This is a genomic window from Streptomyces hebeiensis, from assembly GCF_052983195.1.
The window spans coordinates 7,427,174-7,452,412 of sequence record NZ_CM129812.1; the positions used below are offsets into that span (position 1 = coordinate 7,427,174).

Annotated in this window: 15 protein-coding genes and 1 pseudogene; 5 read left to right on the forward strand and 11 right to left on the reverse strand. The window is 72.5% G+C overall.

The window, feature by feature from the left end:
• Window positions 1-97: 97 nt before the first annotated feature.
• A complete protein-coding gene (locus ACU6P3_RS31905; protein WP_447195261.1) occupies window positions 98-1,510 on the forward strand; it encodes an MFS transporter in 1,413 nt (470 codons plus the stop codon).
• Window positions 1,511-1,707: 197 nt separating this feature from the next.
• On the opposite strand, the gene ACU6P3_RS31910 is transcribed toward ACU6P3_RS31905, so the two are convergent.
• Complete coding sequence (locus ACU6P3_RS31910; RefSeq protein ID WP_447195262.1) at window positions 1,708-2,268, reverse strand: NAD(P)H-dependent oxidoreductase; 561 nt, start codon at window positions 2,266-2,268, stop codon at window positions 1,708-1,710.
• A gap of 118 nt (window positions 2,269-2,386) precedes the next feature.
• Between ACU6P3_RS31910 and ACU6P3_RS31915 the strand changes: the two genes are divergently transcribed.
• On the forward strand, window positions 2,387-3,037 hold the full coding sequence (locus ACU6P3_RS31915; protein WP_447195263.1) for a TetR/AcrR family transcriptional regulator: 651 nt from the start codon (window positions 2,387-2,389) through the stop codon (window positions 3,035-3,037).
• A gap of 182 nt (window positions 3,038-3,219) precedes the next feature.
• Here ACU6P3_RS31915 and ACU6P3_RS31920 read toward each other — a convergent pair.
• The 9 genes and pseudogenes from ACU6P3_RS31920 to ACU6P3_RS31960 all read right to left on the reverse strand — a co-directional run.
• A pseudogene (locus ACU6P3_RS31920) lies at window positions 3,220-3,735 on the reverse strand (maleylpyruvate isomerase N-terminal domain-containing protein); the annotation flags it as partial.
• Between the two features lie 169 nt (window positions 3,736-3,904).
• Window positions 3,905-4,930 carry a glycoside hydrolase family protein gene (locus ACU6P3_RS31925; protein ID WP_447195264.1) on the reverse strand — a complete coding sequence of 342 codons (1,026 nt, stop codon included), beginning with the start codon at window positions 4,928-4,930 and terminating at the stop codon, window positions 3,905-3,907.
• 52 nt (window positions 4,931-4,982) lie between these two features.
• Window positions 4,983-6,269 carry a TRAP transporter large permease subunit gene (locus ACU6P3_RS31930; protein ID WP_447195265.1) on the reverse strand — a complete coding sequence of 429 codons (1,287 nt, stop codon included), beginning with the start codon at window positions 6,267-6,269 and terminating at the stop codon, window positions 4,983-4,985.
• 3 nt (window positions 6,270-6,272) lie between these two features.
• A complete protein-coding gene (locus ACU6P3_RS31935; RefSeq protein WP_447195266.1) occupies window positions 6,273-6,869 on the reverse strand; it encodes a hypothetical protein in 597 nt (198 codons plus the stop codon).
• Complete coding sequence (locus ACU6P3_RS31940; RefSeq protein ID WP_447195267.1) at window positions 6,866-8,995, reverse strand: hydantoinase/oxoprolinase family protein; 2,130 nt, start codon at window positions 8,993-8,995, stop codon at window positions 6,866-6,868. The genes ACU6P3_RS31935 and ACU6P3_RS31940 overlap by 4 nt, the downstream gene beginning before the upstream one ends.
• Before the next feature lie 137 nt (window positions 8,996-9,132).
• Window positions 9,133-10,743, reverse strand: a complete 1,611-nt coding sequence (locus tag ACU6P3_RS31945) for an FAD-dependent oxidoreductase (protein ID WP_447195268.1) — start codon at window positions 10,741-10,743, stop codon at window positions 9,133-9,135.
• A gap of 49 nt (window positions 10,744-10,792) precedes the next feature.
• Window positions 10,793-11,893, reverse strand: coding sequence for a LacI family DNA-binding transcriptional regulator (locus ACU6P3_RS31950; RefSeq protein WP_447195269.1), 1,101 nt, complete (start codon window positions 11,891-11,893; stop codon window positions 10,793-10,795).
• Between the two features lie 304 nt (window positions 11,894-12,197).
• Window positions 12,198-13,592 (reverse strand): esterase/lipase family protein, encoded by a 1,395-nt coding sequence (locus ACU6P3_RS31955; RefSeq protein WP_447195270.1) that lies wholly within the window; start codon window positions 13,590-13,592, stop codon window positions 12,198-12,200.
• Window positions 13,593-13,658: 66 nt separating this feature from the next.
• The gene (locus tag ACU6P3_RS31960) at window positions 13,659-17,960 is read right to left on the reverse strand and encodes a hypothetical protein (protein WP_447195271.1); all 4,302 of its coding nucleotides are present in this window, start codon (window positions 17,958-17,960) and stop codon (window positions 13,659-13,661) included.
• Window positions 17,961-18,072: 112 nt separating this feature from the next.
• On the opposite strand from ACU6P3_RS31960, the gene ACU6P3_RS31965 reads away from it, so the two are divergent.
• Window positions 18,073-19,086 carry an NUDIX hydrolase gene (locus tag ACU6P3_RS31965; protein WP_447195272.1) on the forward strand — a complete coding sequence of 338 codons (1,014 nt, stop codon included), beginning with the start codon at window positions 18,073-18,075 and terminating at the stop codon, window positions 19,084-19,086.
• Window positions 19,087-19,577: 491 nt separating this feature from the next.
• Here the strand turns inward: ACU6P3_RS31965 and ACU6P3_RS31970 are convergent, their stop codons facing one another.
• Entirely contained in the window at window positions 19,578-20,510 is a 933-nt protein-coding gene (locus ACU6P3_RS31970) for a hypothetical protein (protein WP_447195273.1), read from the reverse strand.
• A 533-nt stretch (window positions 20,511-21,043) separates the two neighbouring features.
• Here ACU6P3_RS31970 and rph point away from each other — a divergent pair.
• A complete protein-coding gene (gene rph / locus ACU6P3_RS31975) occupies window positions 21,044-23,650 on the forward strand; it encodes a rifamycin-inactivating phosphotransferase (RefSeq protein ID WP_447195274.1) in 2,607 nt (868 codons plus the stop codon).
• A 437-nt stretch (window positions 23,651-24,087) separates the two neighbouring features.
• Window positions 24,088-25,128: a vWA domain-containing protein gene (locus ACU6P3_RS31980; RefSeq protein ID WP_030739894.1), complete on the forward strand. Its 1,041-nt coding sequence runs from the start codon at window positions 24,088-24,090 to the stop codon at window positions 25,126-25,128.
• The last annotated feature ends 111 nt before the right edge of the window (window positions 25,129-25,239 follow it).

Genomic DNA, 25,239 nt, shown 5'->3' on the forward strand with positions numbered 1-25,239 from the left:
CGCCGGACGCGTGCCACCGCGCCACGGCGGCGGATCCGGCGCGCCGCCGGGCCGTTCAAGCGGCGTGAGGCGCGCATCGGGGGAATACCGTGTCGCCATGGTGCGTGCCGAGGGGCCCGGGGCCGGCCGACCGGAGGGGCGTACTGCTTCCGGCCGGCCCCTGGCCCCCCTCCTCGCGGTCTGCGCCGGCTACTTCATGGTCATCCTGGACGTGACCGTCATCACCGTCGCCGTTCCGGTGGTGGGACGGGAGCTGTCGGCCTCGCTCACCGGAATCCAGTGGATCACGGACGGCTACACCCTGGTCTTCGCCGGCCTGCTGCTCACCGGTGGCGCGCTGGGGGACCGGCTGGGAAACCGCCGGGTCTTCTGTGCCGGGGTGGTGGTGTTCACCCTTGCCTCGGCCGGCTGCGGACTGGCCCCGAACTCCGGGGCCCTGGTCGCCGGGCGGCTGGTGGAAGGGCTCGGCGCGGCACTGATCGTGCCCGGCTCGCTCGCCCTCCTCCAACAGGCGTACCCCTCACCCGCCGAGCGCTCCCGCGCCTTCGGACTGTGGGGTTCCATGGCCGGCATCGCGGCCTCCGCCGGTCCGCTCCTCGGTGGCCTTCTGGTCACCACCGTCGGGTGGCGCTGGGTGTTCTTCGTCAACCTGCCCGTCGGATGCGCGTGCCTGCTGCTGACGCTGCGCCACGTGCCCGCTTCGGTCCGGCGCGCGGACCGTTCCGTGGACTGGCCGGCCCAGTGCGCGCTCGTCGCGACGGTGGCCCTGCTGACAACCGTCCTCAATGAGGCGGGACGGCACGACCTGACGGACCCGCTGATCCTCACCGGGGCGGGCCTGTGCCTGTCGGCCGCTGCCGCGTTCGTCCTGCGCGAGCGCCTGACCCGCGATCCCGTGCTGCCCCTGCGGCTGCTGCGCTCCCGCCGGATGAGCGGAGGCGCGGCCATCGGCCTGCTGTTCAACTTCGCCTTCTACGGCATGATCTTCACGGCGAGCCTGTACTTCCAGCACGAGCGCGGCCTCACCGCCCTGCGCACGGGGATCGCCCTTTTCCCGGCGGTGGCGATGACGATGTTCGCCTCCGTGCTGTCCGGGAGGCTGGCGCGCCGTACTGGACACCGGCGGCTCGTGGTCACGGGCATGCTCCTGGGAGGGGCGGGCCTGGGCGGCTGGGCCGCCGCCGGACCGGCCCCGGACTACCTCCTGCTGGTGGTGCCGATGATGGCGGCGGGCTTCGGCACGTCCTTCGCCCTCACCGGATCGACCGCGACCGTGATGTCGGCCGCCCCGGAGAGCTACTCCGGCGCCGCGTCCGGCCTGTTCAACACCGCCCGCCAGGTCGGCAGCGCCGCGGGGGTCGCACTGGGAGGCTCACTTCTGGCCGTCTCGGCCGGTTTTGCCACCGGGCTGCGGACGAGCATGGCCATCGGCGCGGCCGCGTATCTGACGGCCGCAGCCCTCGCCGTCTTCTGCGTCCCGCGCGAGACGGCCCGCCACCAGGCCGCTTGACGGCGGGCGGGCCCGCCCGCCTTGGCGTGGCGGCTCCGGCCGCGACGGGTGCGGGGAGTGTGCGTGGGGCCGCGGCCCCACGCACCACACCACGGACACTCACGCGTGACGCGGCACCCCCGCGGCGGGTCACACCCCCGTGCGGGTGCCGTCCGGCGCGACCTGGTGCCGGTCTCGCCGGGCGAGCGGTCGTCCGCTCAGGCAGAGGGCGATCCGGCCCGGGAACCGAGCTGCTTCAGCACGCCGGTCAGGCCGGTGACGACCTCGGCGTCGTCGGCGGGGTGGGTCTCGGCGAAGCGGGTGACGGAGCCGGGGATGGAGAGCTTGAGGTCCTCCAGGACGGTGGCGCCGGCGATGCCCGCGGCCTTGCGGGCCTCGTCCTGCGCCCACACGCCCCCGTACTGGCCGAAGGCGGTGCCGACGACGGCGACCGGCTTCCCGGAGAACGCGCTGGCCCCGAACGGGCGGGACAGCCAGTCGATGGCGTTCTTGAGCACGGCCGGAATGGTGCCGTTGTACTCGGGCGAGAACAGCAGGAAGCCGTCGGCCTGGCCGGCCGCCGCGCGCAGCCGGAGGGCGGCCTCCGGCACCGAGCCCTCGACGTCGATGTCCTCGTTGTAGAAGGGCACGTCGGCCAGGCCCTCGAACAGCTCGACCTCGACGTTCTCGGGGGCGTGCTTGACGGCGGCCTCGGCGAGCTGACGGTTGTGCGAACCGGCCCGAAGGCTGCCGACCAGGGCGAGAATCTGTACGGACATGAGCGTTGACTCCAAGAGATACGAGTGTGAGGGCAACCGGACCGAGGTCCGTTTAATGTTTTACCACCCAACCGGACCGGGGTCCACTTTTGTTCACAGGAGCGTTACGCTGAGGGGCATGACCTCCTCCGGCCCGCCGCCCTCCGTGCCGTACGACACCCCGGACGGAAGGACGGGCCTCAGCCTGACGTCCTGCACAGAACGCCGGCTGCGGGCCGACGCGGAGCGCAACCGTACGCGCCTGCTGGAGGTCGCCGCGGGGCTCGCCGCCGAACGGGGCGCGGCGAACGTGACCATGGAGGGCGTCGCCGCCGCCGCGCAGGTGGGCAAGGGGACCGTCTTCCGGCGGTTCGGCGACCGCACCGGACTGATGCTGGCCCTTCTGGACCACCACGAGCGGCAGCTCCAGGCGGCCTTCCTCACCGGCCCGCCACCGCTGGGCCCGGACGCGCCCGCCCTCGCGCGCCTGCGCGCCTTCGGCCCGGCCGTCATGCGCCACGAACACCGCCACAGCGACCTCTACCTGGCCGCCCAGGGCGCCCCGGAACGCCGCTATTCGACTTCGCCGCACGAACTCCGCCTCACCCACGTCACCATGCTGCTCCGCCGGACGAAAGTGCCCGGCGACGTCGAACTGCTCGCCCACATCCTGCTGGGCTTCCTCGACACCGGCCTCGTCCACCACCTGCTGACCCAGCGGGGAATGTGTCTCGAGCGGCTGGAGACGGGCTGGAACGACCTGGTGGACCGGCTGGGAGCGAGGACGTAGCGGTCCGGTGGTCCGGCGGTCCGCGCAGGGGGAAGCGGAACCGAGGGCCCCGCGGATCCGCCGGCCGGCCGCAATCGCGTGGAGGTCGCGGCCCGGGCATGGCAGCACGGTCTGTGCGCCGCGACGGCACCCGCTGATTCGTGACGGACGAGCCCGCCGGCCGGCCAGGCCCGACGGGCCGATCAGCCCAGGGAGAGCGGGAGTCCAGCGGCCGACTCACCCAGTTCGGCCGTCTCCGCCGCGGTCGGGGCCCGCCGTCCGGTGCCGATCAACAGGGCGTCCTTGTCGGAGAACGACCGGGGAAACGCCGTACCGGCTATCTTCTCCAGCAGCTCGCGGGACCGGGCGAGCCCCTCGGCGGGCGGTTCCGCCGCGTCCGGGAGGTGCGCGATCAAGTCGAGGTGGTGCAGCGTCCACTCCAGGACGTACGCGGAGAGGTAGTCGCCCGTGGTGAGCACCTCCCCGCGAGTGCCGACCCGAACCGAGGGATCGGCCAGTCCGGCGGCCCGTCCGGCGGCGGAACCGACGTCGTCGAGGTGGAACCTGAGCAGCCACGGCTCTTCGTACGCGGAGGCCAGACGGACGGTCAGCGCGTCGAGCGGGTCCTCGCCGGTCGGCGCCCCGACGATGTCCCAGTAGGTCACCGCGTCCCGGGTCGGTTCCGTGTCGGCGGGGGTGACGAGGGTGATCAGGACGTCCGGTGGGTGGTGGGAAGCCCGCGGCGTCCAGGACGTCGTCGACAGCCGCGAACTCCCTGCCGGCGGCGGCGGGCACGCGCGCCGTGCCGACGTACCGCCTCCTCCCGCACCGGGCCGTCCCGCACGGCCGGCGTCTGCATGTCCCGGTGCGGGAGGACCCGCGCGCCGGTCAGCCCCGGGCGACCGCGATGCTGCCCTTGAGACGTTCACCGGCCTCGTAGACCATGTAGGGCACCCCTCCCTCGGTGCCGAAGCTGGGCGCGGCGCTGCGGCCGTTGTCGGGCGCGCTGTTCGAGGAGTCGTAGAAGAGGCCGAGGTGGCGGCGCAGCGTGAAGTCCTTCCCGACCTCGGTGATCATGAGGTCGCCGCCGCTCTGCTTGTCCTTGTTGTAGACGACGTAGGCACTGCCGTTGCGGGTCAGCAGGTGCGGGCCGCCGACGTTGACGGCCGACACGTCGTTGTGGCTGACGAGGGCCTTCTGGTCGAAGGTCCAGTTGCGGCCGTCAGCCGACCAGCCCCAGTGGATGTCCCGGTGGTTGCTCTTGTTGTTCAGCATGAACAGCATCACGTAGTGGGCGTTCTTGGCGGGCAGTTCGTGCGGGAAGACCCGGGCGTACGAGGTCTCGGTGGTGCCCGCCGGCAGCATGGACGCGGTGAGGACCACCTTGTCGTAGGTGAAGTTGATGCCGTCCTTGGACCGGGCCAGCCGCGTCGTGGTGTTCTCGCCGTGGAAGTAGAGCCACATCTCCTTGGCGCTCTCGTTCCACATCACGTGCGGGGAGGAGACATGGCTCACGGAGTAGTGCGGCGCCCAGTTGTTCGAGACGATCGGGTTCCGCGGGTACTCGGTGAAGGGGCCTTCGATGTGGTCCCCGTAGGCGAGGCAGATCCCGCCGGGCGCGTCGTGCGGGGCGTAGTAGAGGTAGTAGCGGCCCAGCGGCGCGGACAGCCGGTCCTTGGTGCCCCGGATGCACGGGAAGATGATCTCGCCGGTGGGGTTGTACTTGAGCTGCGAGGGCGTCAGCAGGGTCTTGACGTAGCGGTAGTCGGGGAACCCACCGGGGGCCGCGGCCACGGCCGGGCCCTGGGCGGCGGCGAGTGCCGGGGAGGCCGCCGAGCCGACGGCGAGCGCCGCCGTTGTCGCGGCGGCCGACTTGAGGAGGATGCGACGGCTGGGTTGCCGCGGCTCGTTCATGGAGTGCTCCGTTCTGTACGGGAAAGGGGATGTGTGTGCCGGGGCCGAGCGGTCAGAGAGCGGTGGCGGCGGTGACGCAGAAACCACCGAGGGCGACGAACCAGACGTAGGGCAGGGTGCGCACCATCACCTGCTGGGGGCCGACCCCCGCGTACTGCGCGCTCCACACGGTCTGGGTGCTGGTGGGGTCCGCGACGCCGAACACCTGGTTGTAGGAGGCGGTGATGCCGAGGACGGCGACGGCCGGGTAGATGCCGGCGGCGATGAGGACGCCCGCGATGCCGGCGCCGAGGCCGTACACGTTGAGCGGCCCGCGGTACAGGCACAGCGGCACCAGCACCGTGAAGACCACCACGAACAGCACCGGGTTCTGCGGGCTGACCGCCTTGACGAGGGGCTCGAGCGCGGTTACGGCCCCGGGGAGCTTGACCGCCGCGAGCAGGATGCCGATGGCGACGAACAGCGTGATGGGCGCGGCGGCCACGTCGAAGCCGCTGTACAGGGTGCGCAGCAGACGGCGGTTCATGTCGCGCGGGCGCGTGGTCGTCACCAGTGCGTAGAGCACCCCGGCGAGCAGCGAGGGGATGATCGCGAGCTCGAAGCCGAGGGCCAGCACGAGGGGCACACCCGGGGTGAGCAGCGCGTACCACGGGGCGTCGCCGAGCCGGGCGCGCCGCTCGCCCGCCTTGGTGCGCGGCGTCTCGGTGCGGAAGGCCCAGGCGTGTTCGACCCCGCGCCTGCGGGACTCGACGAGGACGAACATGACGGCGGCGAACAGCGCGAACGGGAAGAGCTTGATCATGAAGTCGCGCACGTCGGCGACCGGCATGTCGAGGGCGCTGGAGAAGAACTGCCACACCGGCAGCTCGAAGGGTATCCCGGCGGCGATGCCCATGAGGATCGTCCCGGCGGCGGTCACCTTGGGGATGCCGACCGCGATCATGGCGGGGATGCCGATGATGCCGGCGAGCATCGCCGCGGGCGCGGAGCCGGTCACGGTGCCGACGAGGGTGGACACGAGCAGCACGCCGAGCGCCACGACCGTGGGGCGGTCGCCGCCGAACTCGACTATCTTGCGGACGAGGGTGCCGGCGATGCCGGTCTCGTCGAGCAGTTTTCCGAGCCAGGAGCCCAGCAGGATCGCGATCATCGTCGCGGCCAGCGCCGGCGCGCCCTCTTGGAGGACCGTGTCGAAAACGCTGTTCTCGCCGGTGACCGGGGCGCCCGAGATGAAAGCGATGACCACGCCGAGCAGGACGAGCGCGAAGGCGGTGGGGAGCCTCTTGGTGAGGATCGCGGCGACACCGGCCGCCATGACGATCAGGATGACGATGCCCATGACTTATTTCTCTCTTGCCGGTGCGGCTGACGCGGCCAGGGCGGCGGACAGCAGGAGCGGGGTGCGGCCCAGGCCGCAGACGGATTGCGCGTAGGCGTGCGCGGCGAGTTCCTCGGCGCCCGCGACGTGCGCGAGGACCCGGAAGCGCCCCAGGCGCAGCGCGGTGTGGCCGAGGGCCTCCTTGAGCGCGGCGCGCTCGGGGCCGTGGTGGAGCCGTTCGTGGACCGCCTCGTGGGCGAGGGCGGCGGCGCGGACCGAGCCGGCCGGGAACCACTTCCGCCAGCCGTGGGCGGTCACCAGGCGCTCCGCCGCCTCGAGGGAGTCCGTGTACAGCTCGACGGTGGGCGGCCGGGAGGTGTAGCGGGCGAGGAGCCCGCGCTCCAGGCCGCCCCCGCTCTCCACGATCCGCAGCGGCGCGGGTATGTCGGCGGGGGCCAGGGCGGCGCCGAACTCGGCCGCGGCCGCGGCCCATTGACGCAAGCACGCGGGGTCACGGCCCTCGTGCAGCGAGAGCGAGCCGAGGAAGCGAGCGCCGTACTCGACGTCGTCGACGGCCGCGAGGCCGGTGTGCGGGCCGGCGGCGGCGTGGCGGGCCGTCATGACCGCTCCTCCACGATGGCGACGACGGGCTCGTCGCCGGGGCGGCCCTCCAACTCGGTGCGGGCCAGCGCGAGCAGGGGCTGCGGGTCGAGCACCCCGGAGAGATCGGCGATGCGGGAGCCGATGAGCAGCCGCATCGCGGGGGCGCGCACGCCGCCGTCGCCGTAGGCGGTGGCCTTGTCGACGAGGGCGGCGAGAGTCTGCTGCGCGGAGCCGACGGTGGTGGTGTCCACCCGGGCGTCCTGGGCGTGCAGCCGGACCACGCCGTCGGCGTCGACGACGCGCACCGGGTGGCGCACCCCGCGCAGTCTGCGGCGCAGTTCGGTGCCGTAGACGGTGTAGGCGGGGGTGCCGGCGAGGACGTCGACCCGGTTCTCGGGGACCTTGAGGCTCTCGGCGGCCAGCCGCAGGCGTTCCGTGTCGTCGGCGCGGTGGGCGCGGTCCTGGGTGCGCAGTTCGGTGGCGCCGGTGGCGACGGCGCGCACGGTGTTGGTCTGCGGATCGATGGTGACCTCCACCTCGACGGCGTCGGCGACGGCGCCCTGCGCGACGACGGCCCGTTCGGCCTCGGAGCGGACCGCGAGGATGTCCTCCTGGCCTGCGCCCGGGATGATCCGCTCGACCTGTTCGCGCACGAGGGCGAGAGCGACCCCGATGGGGCTGATGACCTCGCTGTGGGCGGCGATGCGACCCTCGTGGCCGGTCGTGGCGACCAGGTGCGGGGTGACGGAGGCGGCGCCGCCGCCCCCGCCGACGAGCAGGACGGTGTCCTTGTCGAGGCGATAGTCGTCGATCATGGTGTCGACGACGCTCCTGACCTGGGCGACACCGGCGTCGAGGACCTGGGTGGCGGCGGTGTCGACATCAGTGCCGAGTGCCATGGCCAGCGGGGTGAGGGCGGCGCGGGCGACATCGCGGTCGGCGCGCGCGAAGTCGCCCTCGGGGACCCGGCCCAGCGCGTTGGCGGCGCAGGTCAGGGTGATGGCGTAGCGGCCGCCGGCGGCGTCGAGCACGACGTGGTCCTCGGCGTCCTCGGGCAGCGGGCGGACGGTGGCGAGCCGCGCGCCCACGAGGTCCTCGGCGGCGGCGAAGCAGGCGTAGGGCAGTCCGGCGATGTGCGCGCTGCGCGGGCCGACGCCCGTGACCTTCCCGCCGCCGACCCGGACCATCGAGCCGCCGCCGACGCCGACGGTGCGCACGTCGAGCGCGGAGAGGTAGGAGGACTTGCCGAGGAGGGTCGCGTGGCGCACGGCGACCTTGCCCCTGCGTACGACGCTGATGTCGGTGGAGGTGCCGCCGGTCTCCAGGAAGACGCCCTCGCTGACGCGTTCCCGCATGAGAGCCCCGGCGACGCCGGCGGCGGGGCCGGAGAGCACGGTCAGCAGCGGCCGGCGACGCATCTCGTCGAGCGACATGACGCCGCCGTCGCACCGCATCACCATGAGCGGGGCGGTCACGCCGGCCTTGGTGATGGAGGCGTCCACGAGGTCGGCGGTGGCGAACATCTTCGGCAGGATCGCCGCGTTGACGACGGCGGTCCTGCTGCGCTTCTGGAGGCCGTAGAGCGAGGTGATGTCGTGCGCGGCCGTCATCGGCAGACCACGCCCGGCCGCCACCTCGCGCACCGCCTCCTCGCCCTCGGGACGGTCCACGCTGAAGGGCTGTGTGGCGACCAGGACCTGGGCCCCGCGCAGCACCACCTGGTCCACGGCCTTCTCGACGGCGGCCCGGTCCTCGGGGTCGGCGACATGGGCGTAGGCCAGCGGAAGCCGTTTGCCTGGCGTCAGTTCCAGCTTGGCGAGCGAGGCGAGGCGGCGGGTGAAGGCGGCACCCGCCCCGGTACCGATGCCGAGCAGCCCGACCGTGGCCACATCGCCCTCCAGCAGGGCGTTGGTAGCCTGTGTCGTGCCGTGGGCCAGGAAGGCCACGTCCTCAGGGGCGTGTCCGGTCTGTTCCAGCAAGCGGTCGAGCGCTTCCACGATGCCGTGGGCGACCCCGTCCTCGTGATGGTGGCTGGTGGGAACCTTCACCTGCCCGAGCAGGTCGAGGGTCGTGGCGTCTACGGCCACGGCGTCGGTGAAGGTTCCGCCCACGTCGATGCCGACGCGGATGCGGTGGGTGGTCATGGTCCGGGCACCTCCTTGTGCTGGGTCGGCGCTTACGCGGGCGGTGGGCCGGGCGGGGCAGGTGGAGCTGCTCCCGTCCGGCCGTCCCGCCGCCGGGCGACCGGGCGCGCTGTCCGCTTCCCGGCCGCCGGTGGTGTTCAGTAGCCGCGCACCTGCGGCCAGTGCCGTTCGACTCCGGCTCGGTCGAGCAGGGCGGCGAAGGCCTCGAAGCGCTTGTCGTCGGCCTGCACCTCGCGCGGTTCGACGCCCTCGTCGAGGCAGTGCGAGGCGAGCGCGCCGGCGACCTCGCCGATGTTCCACTCGACGGGGTGCAGCCGGTAGCAGCCGTTGGTGATGTGGGTGGTGCCGATGTTCTTTCCGGCGGGCAGCAGGTTGCGCATCCGGCGCGGGACGAGCGCGCCGAGCGGGATCTCGAAGGGCACGGAGCCGATGTCGATGTAGTTGTCGCCGCCGGTCGAGGGGTGCAGGTCGATGCGGTAGCTGCCGACGCCGACCGAGTCCCGGTAGCGGGTGCCGCCGGTGGGGCCGACGAGGTCGATCGCCACGTCCTGTTCGGTGACGGTCGTGACGGCCTTGATGCGGCGCGACTCGCGCACATAGGGGGCCTTGGCGAGGCCGTCTTCCGTGCCCATGACGTCCGGGCGCAGCCGCAGGCCGGGGAAGCCGGTGCCGCCGTCCGGGCGCGGGGCCTCGGTCTGGAGCCAGTACAGGACGGACAGCGACAGCTGCCTGGCCTCGCGAACCGCTTCGGCCGCGGTCTTCTCGCCGGCGCCGATCAGCGGCTTGAGCCAGTAGTCGTTGAGCGGCCAGTTGACGAGCGTGATGTCGGAGTCGAAGAAGCCGTCCTGGTGCAGCTTGCGCGCCAGGATCCGGCGGAAGCCGAAGAGTTCCTTGTCCCCGGCGTCGGCGGACTGGTCGGCGCTGACGGCGAGCGGGTCGACGTCCGGGTTCGGCACGAACGTGCGCGGTACGGCCTCCAGGCTGCGCGGGTCGGGCGCCAGGAAACCGAGCAGCGGACCGGGCCAGAACTCCGGCGTGTAGCCGCGCCAGAAGTCGTAGTCGGCGGGCCTCTCTATCGTGTGGTCCTCGCCCTCGTGGTGCGAGAGCGCGAAGCAGAAGGTGATGCCCTGCTGGTTGAGCGGGTCGGCCTGCTCGGGGGCGTGCGGTTCGCCGAACTCGGCGCGGGACTCGGCGCCGAGCGCGTACTCGACCCCGGCCAGCTCCAGCAGTTCGCCCGTCTCGGTGGCGTCGAGGACGTAGGGGGCGGTGAAGGTGCGCCTGCCACCGCCGCGCAGGTCCTCCAGGGTGACGGACCGTACGGTGTCGTCCTCGGCCTCGGCGGCCACCGGGCGGTGCTCGGTGAGCAGGGTCAGCCGGCCGGAGGAACGGTGCGGGGCGAGCAGGCCCTCCAGCGCGGCCAGCGCGACGCGGGGTTCGGCGCACAGCTTGCTGACGCGGCCGGCGCCGGGGTTGAGGCCGGGCAGGGCGGCGGCCTCGGCACGCAACGGGTACCAGTCGCGGTAGTAGCCGCGGATCGCCTCGCGCAGCGCGCGGTAGGAGGCGGTGACACCGAACTGCTCGACCCAGGGGTGCTCGTCCGGGGGGACGCCCTGGGAGGTGAGCTGGCCCCCGATCCAGTCGGTCTCCTCGGTGAGCACGACCCTGCGGCCGGCGCGGCAGGCGGCGAGGGCGGCGGCGACGCCGCCGAGTCCGGCGCCGACGACGAGGATGTCGGGTTGGCTGATCACGGCTCTCCTTGTGGTGCGGTGTGGTGCGGGTGACGCGGTCGTACGGGAGTCAGGCGAGGTGGGGCGCGGGCCCCGCGGTGGCGCCGGCCCGGAAGGGGCAGGCCACGAGGGGTTCGTCCGCCTCCTCTCCCGCGACCAGAGCGGCGAGCAGCCGGACGGCGGCGGCGCCGAGCTGAGGGCGGGGGATGTCGAATCCGGTGGGCACCGGTTCGGCCGCGAGATCGGCGGGCGGGCTGCCGAGCAGGGCGAGGCTCAGCTCGCCAGGGCAGTCGAGGCCGGCCTCGTCGACGGCGGAGCGCAGGGCCCGCCACGGGCAGCCGGTGTCGGTCTCCTCGGCGACCAGGGCGGTCACTCCGTCGTCGAGCCACGCGCGCAGCCGCTCGGGGGAGAGCGTGCGCGCGGGGTCGGCGGTACGGAAGACCGAGTCGGGGCCGGCGGACAGCCCGGCTTCCTCCAGGCCCTCCAGGAAGCCGCGCTCGCGGTCGGTGGAGGCGGGCGCGTCGTCGTCCTCGCGGACCAGGACAATGCGCCGGTGACCGAGCGCCGCGAGCCGGGTGACGACCTCGTGGCTGGCGCTCACGTAGTCGGCACCGACCCAGGCCAGGCCCTCCGGTTCGTCCCTGCGGCCCACGTGCACGGCGGGGAAGCCGTCCTCGACCAGGCGCCGCAGCTCCTTCGTGGGCGCGTGCCGGCCGAGGAAGAGGCAGCCGTCGGCGAGCCGGACCCGGCTCAGAGCGTCCGGTCCGGCGGCTCCCGCGCCGCCGGAGCTGGAACCGGTGAAGAGTACGAGGTCGTAGCCGCGGGCGGCGGCTTCCTGCTCCACGCCGACCAGGAAGGGGTAGTACGAGTGCTGCACGTCCGTGGGGAAGGTCGCGGTGAAGCTGAAGACGCCGAGCAGGTCGTTGCGCGCGGCGGCGAGCCTGCGGGCCGCCGGGTCGGGCACGTAGCCGAGGCTGAGGGCCGCGTCGAGCACCTTCTGCCGCGTCTCCGCCGAGATCGCGGCGCCCTGCTTCTTGCCACCGAGCACGAGGGAGACCGTGGCCTGCGAGACCCCGGCCAGCCGGGCCACCTCGGCCTGGCGCGGCCGTGAGGTGCGGCCCGAGGGCCCCGGAGCCCGCCCCGGCCTGGCTCGCTTACGTGGTTCTGCCACCGTCGGCACTACTCCTCGGGACGACTCCAACCCACCGTTAATGCGTATTACTAATGCGCATTAACGAGCACTCTGGGCCCTCGAGGAGCTGCCGTCAAGAGGGTTGACGGGGCTGTTTCGAAGGGGTTCTCCTACGGGTCGGCCGCCGGCACGGTGTGATCTTCCGTACGTGTCGTGCGCCCGAACACCCACGCGACCAGGCGCACCCGCAGGGCACGGTGGGCCGATGACCCCTGATCGACCCGCCCTCGGCCGGCCGCGCGCCCGCCCCGGGCGCCCGAGGAAACGGAGACGTCGGCCGAGTTCAGTCCAGGACCAGCACTGCCTCGCGCTGCACGGGGATCCCGGTGGCACGTACCGCCGCCGCTTCCACCACCCACACCCCGGGCGGCGGCGAGAGGGTGGCGTGGTAGCCACCGTCCCCGTCGGGACGCAGCCTTCGGCGCTCCACGGGCTTGCCGCCGTCCGGGGCGACCAGCCGGGCTTCCAGCAACAGGTCCGGGTCCTCGGACACCGCGGTCACCGGAACCGGGGTGCCCGCGGCCACCGCCTCGGGCACGTCGATCCCGAATCCGGTGCCGAGGACCTGGTAGGGACGGTGGTCCAACGCCTCGTAGCGGTCGCGGAGCTGGCGGTGAAGGAGACCGTCGTTGGGCAGGGCCGTGTGGCCCAGCCGGAACCAGTCGACGCGGGCCGCGTCCTCCCACTCCGGCGGGGTGGCGGAGACGCAGGGCACCGTGCCGTCACCCTGCCAGCGGTCGCCGCCGCCCAGGGTGTCCGCGTAGGCGACGGCCCCGGCCGACAGGCTGAACGTGACGTCGGTCGGCTCACCCTTGCCGCCGGAGGCGAAGACCCGGTACGGGGCGGCCCGGCCGGCGAGCAGGTCCTCGGCCGTGTTGGTGCGCACCGCCGTGTCCAGCTCGCGGCGGAAGGCGAACGCGTCGGCGACCCAGGCGCTGTCGAGGTCCGGAACGGACACGGAGTCCAGGCGCGTGCCATCGGGGTGCGCCGTGACGCACTGGTAGGTGGGCAGGAGCTGATGGACGGCCGGCATCGTGCGCGCGGCCCCCACCAGGGTTTCACGCAACCTCTCTCCCACACCCAGCAGTTTGCGGCCGGACAGGGTGCCGCTGAGGATGCGCACGGCCTTCACCGAACCGGCGAACGGCGTACCGACGGTGACCAGCGAGCGGGTGATCTCCCGACCGCCCAACACCTCCACGTAGTAGCGTGTGAGGAGACCGCCCATGGAGTGGCAGACGAACACCACGCGGGGCTCCCCCGCGTCGCCCGCCGCCCGCCGCCGTTCGCGCCACTGTCCCAGTTCGCGTTCCACGAAGACCTTCAGCAGGCGCGCCGAGTGCCGGTTCGACAGCCGCCAGTCGTAGGGGAAGACGGCGACGCGGCCCTCGTCCAGTTCCTTCAGGTGCCGGGCGAGACCACGGTAGGCCACGTGCGGCAGCAGGCCCGGATAGATGCGCGGTTCCCGCAGCAGCGCGGTCGGTTTCAGCGCGTGCGGACCGTCCGGTGCCTCGTCGACCAGTCCCTCGCGCAGGGTCAGCCGCTCAAAGAAGCGCTCCATGCCGAGGACCAGTCGGCCGCCGACCCGCGGCGACAGGTTCCACACGTCGTTGCCTTCCGCGTCCCGCAGAACACTGCCCATCACTCCGGGAACGAACACCACGAGGTCGTGCGCCACGTGCTGACTCTCCTTCACTCCGACTCGAACGGCTGACTGACAGCTCACCGGGCGGGGGAACGCCCGTCACGTGCCCGGCGGCGACACCCGCAGCAGGTCCATGCGTTCCAGGCCGACCGAGGCCGTGAGCAGCCCCCGGCCGTCAGGCTCGGCCTGCGCCAGCACACCGAAGACCGCGAAACCGCGGTCCGGCACGGTCAGGGAGCGGTGGTCCTCGCCCACCTCCCACACGTGCAGCACGCGCGAGCCGTCGGCGGCCATCACCACGACGCGGTCGCCCGGCAGGCTCCGGCACACCAGGGACCGGACCCGCGTCACCGTGGTGCTCAGCGGACGCAGCGCGAGGGCGGTGCCCGGCGGCGGCCCACCGCCCGGCAGGCGGGTGACGTAGACGCCGGTGTCGGCCGCCACGGCGACATGACGGCCGCCCCGGTGGTCGTGGGTACCGGCGAGCGCCCGGACCGGCGCCTTGTCCGGCACCCTCAGATGCAGAGGGGAGCCCGCCCGGCCCTGGTCCCAGAGCCAGACCGAGTCGCCGGTGCCGGCGAGCAGGAACGGGCGGCCGGCGGGCGACTCGACATAGGCGAGGTGCCGCACCATGTCGTTGGGGACGTGCAGGGACGGCAGCGCCTCGGTGGTGCGCACGTCCCAGCACCGGACGTAGCGGTCGTCGGCGGCGAACACCCGGACGTCGTTCCGTGCCGCCAGCGCCACGGCCACCACCGCTCCGTCCTCACCGGGAGCCACGTGCAGAGCGGTCGCCCGGTGGCCGCCCAGCCGGCGGACGACGACCACCGGGCCGTCCGCGGAGCTCTGCCCGCCGACCGCCCACCACACCGTGCCGAGGGCGTCGGCACGCAGATCCAGGGACGTGTACGCGGCGAGTTCCGCCTCGTCGTGGAGCACCCTCCCCGTGAGATCCCACACCCGCGCCGCCCGTCCCGCGCCGAGGGCGACCGCGCCCCGTCCCGGGGCGGTGCACACAAGGGCTCCCGCGTGCTCCATGCCTGCCGAGGGAAGTCCCGCGCGGCCGGTGCTCGGCGGATCCGCCGAAGGCCCGCGCTCCCACAGGCGCACCCGTCGGCCATCGGCGACGGCCACCCGACGGGTGCCGTCGCGCAGCACGGTGACCGAGGTGGGACGTGAGCGGTGTCCTGTCAGCGTGCCCAGTTCCCGCCCGTCCCCGACGGACCACTGACGAACCCGCCCGCCGTCCACCGCCAGCAGCAGCGGTCCGGCCGCCCCGGCGCCGCCGTCGAGGGCGACTGTCGCCCCGGCCGGGTGCCGCAGCCGGGCGCTGAGCACCGGTTCCGCACGCGGGACACCGGTCTCACGCGGGCCGTCCGTGCCGTCGTCGCCCCCGGCGTCCCGCAACAGCCACACGCGGATCTGCGGGCTGGTGGTACCGACCGCGGCCACCCAGCAACAGCCGTCGCCGGACACGGCATCCAGGCATTCGACGCGGCCGGCCTCGGCGGCGAACCGGCCGACACGTCCACCGGTCCGGGGATCCAGTACGGCCACGCCCCGTTCGCCGCCCACCAGCAGGAGGGGCGCCCGCCCGGCGGTCGCCGTGGCCACGGCGCGGACCTGCCCCACACCGCCCGGCCAGAACCCCCGGTGCCGGGGACGGCCGTCCCGCCACTCCCAGACCGCCGCGTACGGCCCGGAGCCGGCCACGATGAACTCCGTGCCGCCCGCCGGCCCCAGCGCGACCGCGCTGACGGGCGCCCCCCAGCCGAGCGGGTGCACGCGCCCGGGGTCGCTCCGCGACCAGACCAGCACGCGTTCGGCGTCCGCCGCCACGGCCTCCACCTCACGGGCCCGCGGGGGAGTGGCCAGCGCCATGAGCCGGACGGGGGCGCCGTCGGCGGTGGCCGGCAGATACCCGCGCACGAGGTCGGGCCGGCCGTGGGCGTCGTTCCACCGCCAGAGGCGCTCCCCCGCGGCGAGGAGAGCACCGTCAGGGCCGGCCGAGACGGCGAGGACGTCGCCGAACGGCACGCCGAGGCTGCGCTCCGGAGCCGAGCGCTCGGCGGTGGTCCACAGGTCCTCCCAGAACAGCCGCGCCGCCGAGCGGGCCCAGGGCCGGAGCTCCGGCTGCTGCCGGAGAGCCGCCGCCTGCAACAACGCGGCGCGCTCGTCGGGCGAGCACCGGATCAGGTCCTCCGCCACGGACCGGTACAACTGTGCCTCGTCCGAGAGGGCGTCGGACTGCTCCAACTGGGCCACGAGCCGCTCGGGATCCAGCCGGACCAGCAGGTCGGCGTCGTGGAGCAGTTCGGCGGGCCGGCCGGCGCGGGCGGCGTGGGCCGCCGCATACCGGGCGATGTACGGATTGGTGGCGGTGCGCCCTCGGTACAGCTCGTCGTGGACGCGCCCGAGCACCCGCGACATCGCGTCGTGGGCGGCCCGGTCCGTCAGCCCGGAGGAGCGCAGGACGTGACCGGCGAGGGTCTCGTGGTTGAGCCGGAAGACGGGCTGGCCGCCTTCACCGTGGGCCACGATGTGCGCGCCGCCGGCCCGCCGGATGGCGATCACGTCATGTTCCTCGTAGACGCGGTCGTGCCCACGCGCCGCCGCCAGGGCCCGGGCCGCGGCGAGCCAGATCCCGTCGTCCTCGGGCAGTCCCGCGCCGAAGGACAGCGCCAGGGGGAGCAGCAGCCCGAGGGCCCAGCCGGAGCCGGGCCCGGCACCCGGCGCGGCACCGTCCAGCGCCCGGATCTCGTGGTCCAGGGCGTCCCCCAGCCCCGAGGCCAGGGTGCGGCGGAACTCCTCGTCCCCGGGGCCCACCCGCCTGTCCAGGCGCAGCAACGCGGAGCAGTGCAGCTTGGCCACCAGGAAGGTGCCCCGACTGCGGCGCACCAGATCCTGACAGACCGCGGTGAGCGTCTCGCCGGCGTCGTGGTAGGGGCTCGTGGGGCCACTGAGCCGGGCGCGGACGTAGTCGGCGATGTCGGAATCCCGGTCCGGAGCCGCGTCGAGGTCCAGCGTGGTGGCGGTGTCCAGGAGCGGGCCGGTTCCACCGTCGAGCGGTCTGGTGCCGATGAGGACCCGGACGTTGGGCTCCTGCGCCAGCGGGACCAGGACATCGGCGATGAGCGCGTCCAACTGGCCGCGGTCGGCCTCGTCGAGTCCGTCCACGAGGAACGCGACGGACGCGGCGGCCCGGCAGGCGGCGAGCAGGGCGTCCACCACCGCCCGCAGGTCCGGCCAGCCGCCCGGCGGCTCCTCGACCCGCAGGCCGTCGGCCAGCTCGCGCGCGCACTCCAGGGCGCCGCGGCCGCGACACTGGATGCCCGTGTCGATGGCGTACAGCAGAGCCCCCCGGACCGCCGGCGAGAGTTGCTCGGACTGCGGGGTGCGGCTGACCGTCATCAGGGCCAGCTGGGCGAGCAGGGCCGACTTGCCGCTGCCCGGACCGCCCGTGACGATCAGCGCGCCATTGCGGTCCGGCGCGGCGAGCCACTCGACGAGCCGGGCCAGACAGTACCTCCGGCCGGTGAAGAACGCGGTGTCGTCCTCCAGGAGCAGCCCCGTGAAGCGGCTCTTCAACAGCTCCTGCACGTGCGCGTCGAGCAGTTCCCGGCGTCGTGAGGGCGCGGCGGCCGACAGCGGACGGGCCGTCGCGTCGTAGTAGGGGTTGACGAACAGCCCCAGCAGACGGCTGCCGCCGTGGAACTGCGGGTAGACGCTGTCGTCGGCGAGGACGCTGTTGACGGCTTCGAGGACCTCGGCGGCGTGCAGCGCCTGGGCGTACGGGGTCCACAGCAGCCGCTCCCGGAACTCGAACCGGGGATCGTCGCACACCGCCCGGAAGGCGGTCGGCCACGCCCCGAGTTGCGCGGGCTCGTCGCCGCGCACCGTACCGAGCACACCCACGCCGCGGAAGTCGGCCGATCCCTTCGCCAGGGGCCGTGGACCGAAGTGGTCGTCCTCGCTGTCCACGACGCGCGTGTGGACGTCGTGCGCCACGAAGGAGGCATGGCAGGTGTCGAGGACCAGCAGGACGTCACCGCTCATCCGCCTGACCAGGTCCGCCAGTTCGTCGGTGAAGACGAAACCGTCGCGTCCGTCGGCACTGTAGTCCCGGCACGGGAGGACCGTCGTGTTCCGTCCCACCCGGACGCCGTGGCCGATCCAGTAGACGAGCTTGCGCCGGGCCGGTGAGGCCGCGAAACGGCGCAGGGACCGGAGTACGTCGTCCTTCGTCCCGGTCACGGGCGGCGTGTCGGCGACGAAGCCCAGCCGACGGGCCAGCCGCCGGAACTCCTCGGCGTGACGATCGGCACTCGGCAGGTCGTGACGGGGATGGTGGTCGTACGTGGCCAGGGACACGGCAAGAGCCTCGCCATGCTGCCCACCCATGCCCGTGCCCCCTCACCACACCGTGGAACGGAGATGTTGCCGCCTGTCACCGTGCTGTGCAACTGTCGTGCCGGGCAACGACATTGACGGGGACGAGGACGGGGGCGGTTCCATGCTGAACGACCGTAAGCACTTTCGAATCGGGCCACTGCGTACGAGCTGCTACATCTACGAGGGGGACGGCACACGGCCCATCTCCGAGCGGAACCTGAGGATCTACTACGACGCCGACGAGCCCGTGTACGTGCCGGAGGACGTGCGGCGCTGGCGGCAGGAGATCGAGGACGAGCAGCGCACCCGAGCGGTGGCGGGCCGCGACCGGCGCTGGAACCACCCCCGGTTCGCGGTGGAGACCATCGCGGTCACGCGCAGCGACGAACGGGAGGACCCGATCGTGGAGATCAGGTTCTCGCCGACGGACTACTTCACCTTCCTGGCCTCCCAGCAGCTGGACCGGCCGTTCGAGGAGGGCGAGAGCGCAGGACTGACGCTGCGGGAGCACTATCTGGAAGGGCAGGACCCCGTCCTGGTCAACGGCTTCCTCTCCGCGAGCTTCGGCGCCAACGTGGCCGTCGTCACCGGCCGGGACAACAGGATGCTGTTCTCCCGGCGCAGCGCCACCGTGGGCGGCAACGCGGGGCAGTGGAACTCCTCGGCGAACGAGGGGCTGTCCGGGCGGCACGACCTCAAGGACGGGGTTCCGGACCTGTTCGGAGCGGCCCGGCGGGCCCTTCGCGAGGAGCTGGCCGTGCACGAGGACGATGCCTGCGAGCTGGAGCTGCTCTCGTTCGCGATGGACACGGAACGGCACCAGTGGGCGGCGTTCTTCCTGGCCGTGCTGCCGGATCTGGACGAGGACGGTCTGCGGGACCGCTGGAGCAGGGGCATCGACGACAAGTGGGAGCACAGCGAGTTCCGCTTCGTTGCGGCCGAGCCCGATGACGTCCTGGCCTTCATGCTGAGCCCCGACGCCCGGGACCACTGGACGGCGTGCGGCCCGGCGCTGTTCCAGCACGCGCTGGTCCGGCTGATGACACGGCGCCATGGGGATGCCGGGAAGGGCAGGCTGGCGGTGGAGCGGGCCATCGGCCGGGCCGTGGCCGGCCCGGTCGTCGGGGGAGGGTAGGGCGGGCATTCCCGCGAGGCACGGAGCCGCGCACAGCGGCCGCCTGGCGTGATCGCCCGTGTCGGGGGGGAGGGGGCGGCCCGCCCGGGCTCCCCCCTCGACTGTTCCTCCACGGTTACCAGGGCATGTTCCCGACGACGGCGACCTGCCTCCGCGGACCGATCCGGGGCTACTGGCCCGCTACGGCACCACCTTCGCCTACGGCATCGCCGTACAGGCCGCGAGCGGTGTCCGCCGCGATGAACTCCAGGAGATGGCCGACGCCGCCCTGCGTAACCGGCCACTCTCCTGAGACCCGCCCGGCCCGCGTCCCTCGGTCACCCCTGGAGGGCGGCCGCCACTCACACCGCCAACCGCTCGTGAGCCCGGCTCATGGGCGTTTTCCCCCGGCTGGAACGGTCGCTGCGCCTGACCAACACCGGTCCGCGTGCAATCCCCCCGGCGCGCGGGAGTTGCGCGGGCGCGGGGCTGCTGCTGTGGCCGACCGGGGATCAGTAGCCGCCGAAGCCCCCGCTGTACCCACCGCCGCCGTGGTCTCCTCCCATGCCACCGTAGTCGCTGCCGAAGAAGCCGTACGCACGGCCCGGGCCGGCGAGGGGAGGCGGGGGCGGTGGCACCTGCCGGGAGGAGGGCCAGTGGCGCACGGTGACGGTGGCCCACCAGTCCTCGAACGGCACGGGGTCGTCCGGAGCCGAGCACTCCGCCACCACAAGCTCCCTCGCCGCCCGCTCCCAGCGGACGTCCGTCAGGCCCAACTCGTCCCGGAGCCCGTGCAGCTCCTGCTCCAGGGAGCCCGCCGACAGCGGTAGCGCGGACCGCCGCGAGGAGGCCGGGACGGGCTGCCCAGAACCTACGTCAAGCCGGTGCACCAGGATCTCCGTCCCACCCCGCTCCCCGCCCTCGACGACCGCCCAACCCCACACCTTCCGCCGCGCCAGGTCGTGGCAGCGGGCCGCGCGGGCCTGGGCGACCCGCCGTCGCGCCTCCTCCTCGGCCCGTTCGGCAGCCCAGCGGCGCTCGTGCTCCTCCCGTTCCCGGCGCGCCCGCTCCGCCTCGGCGGCCAGTCGGCGCCCGATCTCCGCGCGGACCGGCGCGTAGCGCTCCTCGGCGAGAGCCGCCGCCTCGCGGAACCGCTCCGCCGCCCGCTCTGTGCGCCGCCTCGCGCCCGGCAGGTGGCGGCCCCTCCCGCGGACGACCGCCTGGTAGGCGTCCTGCGCCTCCTGGACCGCGGCGGAGAACTGGTCCGCGGCCGCCTGCCACTCGTCCTTCTCGGCCCGGGTGCCCCGGACGGCAGTCCAGCCGAGCATGCCCGTGCCCGAGCGACTGACGGGGTGGTACGAGCACCCCGTCCGCCCCAGTGGCTCGGGGTAGAACGTCACCTTCGGCACGCTGATCACCAAGAGCCGCTGTCCATCGTGGACCATGAGGCGACCACCTCCCCGCCGACCAGGGTCCACTGTCCCGGCCGGAGAAGGAACGGCGCGGCAAAGCCGGATTCGGCCGAGGCGGAGCCCACGGAAGGTGTGGTGATCGCGGTGGCGAACGCGACCGGACGGCCAAGAGAAAAAGGCAAGGAGATCTCCCTCTCCTTGCCACTTTCAATGTATAGCGCGCTGGGGGGCTTGCCGCAAGGCCCGGGTCACGGCGCAGAATCGTCGGCCGGTGTCACTGTCCGCGGAAACGGGGGGCGCAAGGTGTGTGTGTTGTTGTTGAGGCGTGGGGGACGCGGTGAGGTCGGACCAGAGGCGGGGCCGGCCGTCCGGGTGCGGGTGCTCGGGGCGGACGAGGGACGGGGATGCGTGCCGTCCGGCTGGGCGGGGCGGTCGGCCGACTCGCCAGAGGGAGGGCAGTCAGGGATGAGGACGTGCTCGACAAGAGGTTCGGCAGAGCGGGAGGCGCCGGTGATTCGATCGGCCACCGCGGTGCCAGGGATCACGGCTGCCTCGGAGGCATCGCGATGACCGGGCAGTATGTGCTGGATCTTCAAGAGGTTGACGAGACGCAGGTCGCGGTCGTTGGCGGCAAGGGCGCGCACCTGGGCGGGCTGTCGCGCATCGAGGGGATCCGCGTTCCGGGTGGCTTCTGTGTGACGGCGGATGCTTTCCGGCGGGTCATGGCGCAAGCGCCGTCGATCGACGGTCAGCTCGATCAGTTGTCGCGCTTGGACCCGGACGACGGGGAGGCGATCCGGGCGCTCAGCGCGCGGATCCGTCGGACCATCGAGGGGATTGCCATTCCGGGCGATCTCGTGACGGCGATCACTCGCGCGCTCGCCGGGCTCGGTGAGCAAGCCGCCTGTGCCGTCCGGTCCAGCGCGACGGCGGAGGACCTGCCGACGGCCTCCTTCGCCGGCCAGCAGGACACGTATCTGAACGTCGTGGGGCCGACAGCGGTCCTCCAACACGTCAGCCGGTGCTGGGCCTCGCTGTTCACCGAACGGGCCGTGACCTACCGCCGGAGGAACGGTATCGACCACCGTAGGGTCCACATGGCCGTGGTGGTGCAGCAGATGGTTTTCCCGCGTGCGGCAGGCGTCCTGTTCACGGCCGACCCCGTCACGGGCAACCGGAAGGTCGCCATCGTGGACGCCGGCTTCGGCCTCGGCGAGGCCCTGGTCTCCGGCCTGGTGAACCCGGACGTCTTCACAGTGCGGAACGGTGAAGTCGTCGCCAAGACGATCGCCGCCAAACAGCGTGCCGTTCACGCCCTGCCGACCGGCGGTACGCGGGACATGGCGATCGACTCGCGGCAGCAGGAGCAGCCGGCGCTGACGGATGCGCAGGTCGTGCGGCTCGTGCGGCTCGGACGGCGGATCGAAGCGCACTTCGGCCGCCCGCAGGACATCGAATGGTGCCTGGCCGATGACGGCTTCCAGATCGTCCAGAGCCGACCGATCACAACGCTGTTCCCCATTCCCGAGACCGGCGACCAGGAGAATCACGTCTACGTCTCCGTCGGCCATGGTCAGATGATGACCGACCCCATGAAGCCCCTGGGGCTCTCCGTGTGGCAGCTGACGGCGATGGCGCCGATGCACGAGGCCGGCGGGAGGTTGTTCGTCGACGTCACCCGGCGCCTGGCCTCGCCCGCGAGCCGCGCCGGCCTCCTGGACGTCATGGGGAGAGGCGATCCGCTGATCAGGGACGCGCTGGAGACCGTCCTCGACCGCGGCGACTTCGTCCCGTCGCTGCCGGACGCGGTTCCCGGCGGGCCGCCGACCGGCGGCGGGTCCGCCCCGATCGAGACCGATCCGGCCATCGTCGCCGAGCTGATCGAGCGCAGTCAGGCGTCCGTCGCCGCCCTGGAGCGCGACATCCGGACGAAGACCGGACCGGCGCTGTTCGAATTCCTGCTGGAGGCCTTCGAGGAGCACAAGCGAGTCCTCGGCGATCCGCTGAGCCTTCAGGTGATCATGGCGGGGATGGAGGCCACGTGGTGGCTCAACGACAAGCTGCGGGAGTGGCTGGGCGAGAAGAACGCGGCTGACACGCTCACGCTGTCCGCCCCCGACAACGTCACCTCGGAGATGGGACTGGCGCTGCTCGACGTCGCGGACGTGATCCGCCCGCGGCCGGAGGTGGTGGCCTTCCTGCAGGGCGTCGAGTACGTGGAGGACGCGGCCTTCCTGGACGAGCTGGCGAAGCTCGCCGGCGGGACCGAAGCGCGCGACGCCATAGTGGCCTATCTCGACCGGTACGGCATGCGCTGCGTGGGCGAGATCGACATCACCAGGCCGCGTTGGCGCGAGCGCCCCACCACGCTGGTGCCCTTGATCCTCGACAACGTCAGGAACTTCGAGTCGGGCGCCGCCGAGCGGCGCTTCGAGCAAGGACGGCAGAAGGCGCGGAAGAAGGAACAGGACGTGCTGTCACGCTTGCGGGCCCTGCCGGACGGCGACCAGAAGGCCGACGAGGCCAAGCGGATGATCGACCGGGTCCGCACCTTCATCGGGTACCGGGAGTATCCGAAGTACGGCATCATCAGCCGCTACTTCGTCTACAAGCAGGCCTTGCTGGAGGAGGCCGAGCGCCTTGTGAGGGCCAACGTGCTTCCTGAGAAGGAGGACATCTTCTACCTCACGTTCCAGGAGCTCCACGACGTCGTGCGCTCGAACCAGGCGGATGACCGGCTCATCCGGCGGCGCAAGGAAGAGTTCCGGTCGTACCACGCGCTCACACCGCCCCGGGTGCTCACATCGGACGGTGAGGCCGTCACCGGGGCCTACCGGCGCGACGACGTGCCGGCCGGTGCCCTGACCGGCCTGCCGGTTTCCGCCGGGACCATCGAGGGAAGGGCCCGCGTCATCCTTGACTTGGCGGAGGCCGGTCTCGAGGCGGGCGACATCCTGGTCACGGCCTGCACGGATCCCAGCTGGACCCCCCTGTTCGTCGGTATCGCGGGCCTGGTGACGGAGGTGGGCGGCCTGATGACCCATGGCGCGGTGATCGCCCGGGAGTACGGCTTGCCGGCCGTCGTGGGCGTGGATCGGGCCACCCGGCTGATCCGGGACGGACAGCGGATCCGCGTGCACGGAACCGACGGGTACGTCGAGATTCTGCCGTGACCGATCACACCGATGAGCCCCGTCCGAGGCTTCCGTTCTCGATGCCGGGCCCGGCCCCGGCCGGGCGCCCCGGCAGGCTGACGTGCCGTCCGGGCGAGCACCGAAGACGGCGTGATCCCCGCAGGGTTGTGAACGGCCCACCGGATCGAACTCCAGCAGGTCCGTGCTCGCCACGCCCGGAACAAGTGGTACGGCCAGTCCCCCGGAGGGCAGGCGGGGCGGGCCGTACCGCGTGCGAGACGCCACCCTCGACCGGCTGACCGACAAGCCTGCCGGACACACCAGTGCACGCGGAGGCCCCGCTGGCCGGGGCCCCGTGCCACGCCCCGGCGGCGCCTCTGGTCGGGTGGACTCTTCAGCCGGCGCGGGAGCCGGGACCGATTGTCAGTGGTGGGTGAGACGGTAGGAGCATCGAGTCGAAAAGAGGGGGAGCCTTCATGTCCGGAAACCAGAACTACATCAATCATGTTGCCCTTGTGCTGGATGCCAGTTCGTCGATGTCGCATCTGAGCCGGAAGGTCGTCGAGGTCGCCGACCAGCAGATCGCCTATCTTGCCCGCCGATCCAGGGAACTGGACCAGGAAACCCGCGTCACGGTGTACGTCTTCGCGGACCAGGTGGAGTGCGTCATCTACGACAAGGATGTGCTGCGGATGCCGTCGCTCAAGCAGCTGTACCGCGTCGGTGGAATGACGGCTCTGCTGGCGGCCGCGCTGAAGTCACAGCGGGAGCTGGCGCAGACAGCCCAACTGTACGGCGACCACAGCTTCCTGACGTTCGTCCTCACGGACGGGCAGGAGAACGCGAGTCATCGCTGCCCGGACGCCCCTGCCAGGAATCCCCGTGAACTGGTCGATGCCGTGGCCGAGATGATCGAGACACAGGAGGCCAACTGGACGCTGGCTGTCCTCGTGCCGGACCAGATGGGCAAGCGCGAGGCCATGCAGTGCGGTTTCCCGAAGGACAACATCGCCATCTGGGACGCCACGAGCACACAGGGTCTGGAGGAGGCGGGCCTGGTCATCCAGCAGGCCACCGAGAAATTCATGGTGGGCCGCACCCGCGGCATCCGGGGATCGCGGGCGGTGTTCACCATGGGTGCGGAGGCGGTCAACAAGGACACCATCGAGGCGGCCGGCCTCACCCCGGTGAATCCTGCGGAATACCAGCTGATCCCGGTGGCGCGCGACGCGGCGATCCGGGACTGGGTCATCGAATCCGGGCACACCTACCGTACCGGCGGTGCGTTCTACCAGCTGAGTAAGTCGGAGAAGATCCAGGCGCGGAAGCAGATCGCCGTTCTGGAGAAGAAGACGGACCGGGTGTACACGGGGCCCGAGGCCCGAGCCCTGCTCGGCCTGCCGGACGTGGAAGTTCGCGTCAAGCCGGACCACAACGACGACTTCACGATCTTCGTGCAGAGCACCAGCGTGAACCGGAAGCTCGTGACCAACACGCGCCTACTGCTCATGCGCTGACGTCCCGGAACACCTTGACCGACCCGCGGCCTAGCGGGCGGCGTGAGCAAGCTCTCGGCACCGCGACCGCGCGCCCTGCCCGCGACCGCCGCCCCGGGGCGGCGGTCGCCG

What these genes read in the sequence shown, in the direction of transcription:
- ACU6P3_RS31905 (WP_447195261.1), top strand. Translation starts at nt 98, where the DNA reads ATGGTGCGTGCCGAGGGGCCCGGGGCCGGCCGACCGGAGGGGCGTACT.
- ACU6P3_RS31910 (WP_447195262.1), bottom strand. Translation starts at nt 2,268, where the DNA reads ATGTCCGTACAGATTCTCGCCCTGGTCGGCAGCCTTCGGGCCGGTTCG.
- ACU6P3_RS31915 (WP_447195263.1), top strand. Translation starts at nt 2,387, where the DNA reads ATGACCTCCTCCGGCCCGCCGCCCTCCGTGCCGTACGACACCCCGGAC.
- ACU6P3_RS31925 (WP_447195264.1), bottom strand. Translation starts at nt 4,930, where the DNA reads ATGAACGAGCCGCGGCAACCCAGCCGTCGCATCCTCCTCAAGTCGGCC.
- ACU6P3_RS31930 (WP_447195265.1), bottom strand. Translation starts at nt 6,269, where the DNA reads ATGGGCATCGTCATCCTGATCGTCATGGCGGCCGGTGTCGCCGCGATC.
- ACU6P3_RS31935 (WP_447195266.1), bottom strand. Translation starts at nt 6,869, where the DNA reads ATGACGGCCCGCCACGCCGCCGCCGGCCCGCACACCGGCCTCGCGGCC.
- ACU6P3_RS31940 (WP_447195267.1), bottom strand. Translation starts at nt 8,995, where the DNA reads ATGACCACCCACCGCATCCGCGTCGGCATCGACGTGGGCGGAACCTTC.
- ACU6P3_RS31960 (WP_447195271.1), bottom strand. Translation starts at nt 17,960, where the DNA reads ATGGGTGGGCAGCATGGCGAGGCTCTTGCCGTGTCCCTGGCCACGTAC.
- ACU6P3_RS31965 (WP_447195272.1), top strand. Translation starts at nt 18,073, where the DNA reads ATGCTGAACGACCGTAAGCACTTTCGAATCGGGCCACTGCGTACGAGC.
- ACU6P3_RS31970 (WP_447195273.1), bottom strand. Translation starts at nt 20,510, where the DNA reads ATGGTCCACGATGGACAGCGGCTCTTGGTGATCAGCGTGCCGAAGGTG.
- rph (WP_447195274.1), top strand. Translation starts at nt 21,044, where the DNA reads ATGACCGGGCAGTATGTGCTGGATCTTCAAGAGGTTGACGAGACGCAG.
- ACU6P3_RS31980 (WP_030739894.1), top strand. Translation starts at nt 24,088, where the DNA reads ATGTCCGGAAACCAGAACTACATCAATCATGTTGCCCTTGTGCTGGAT.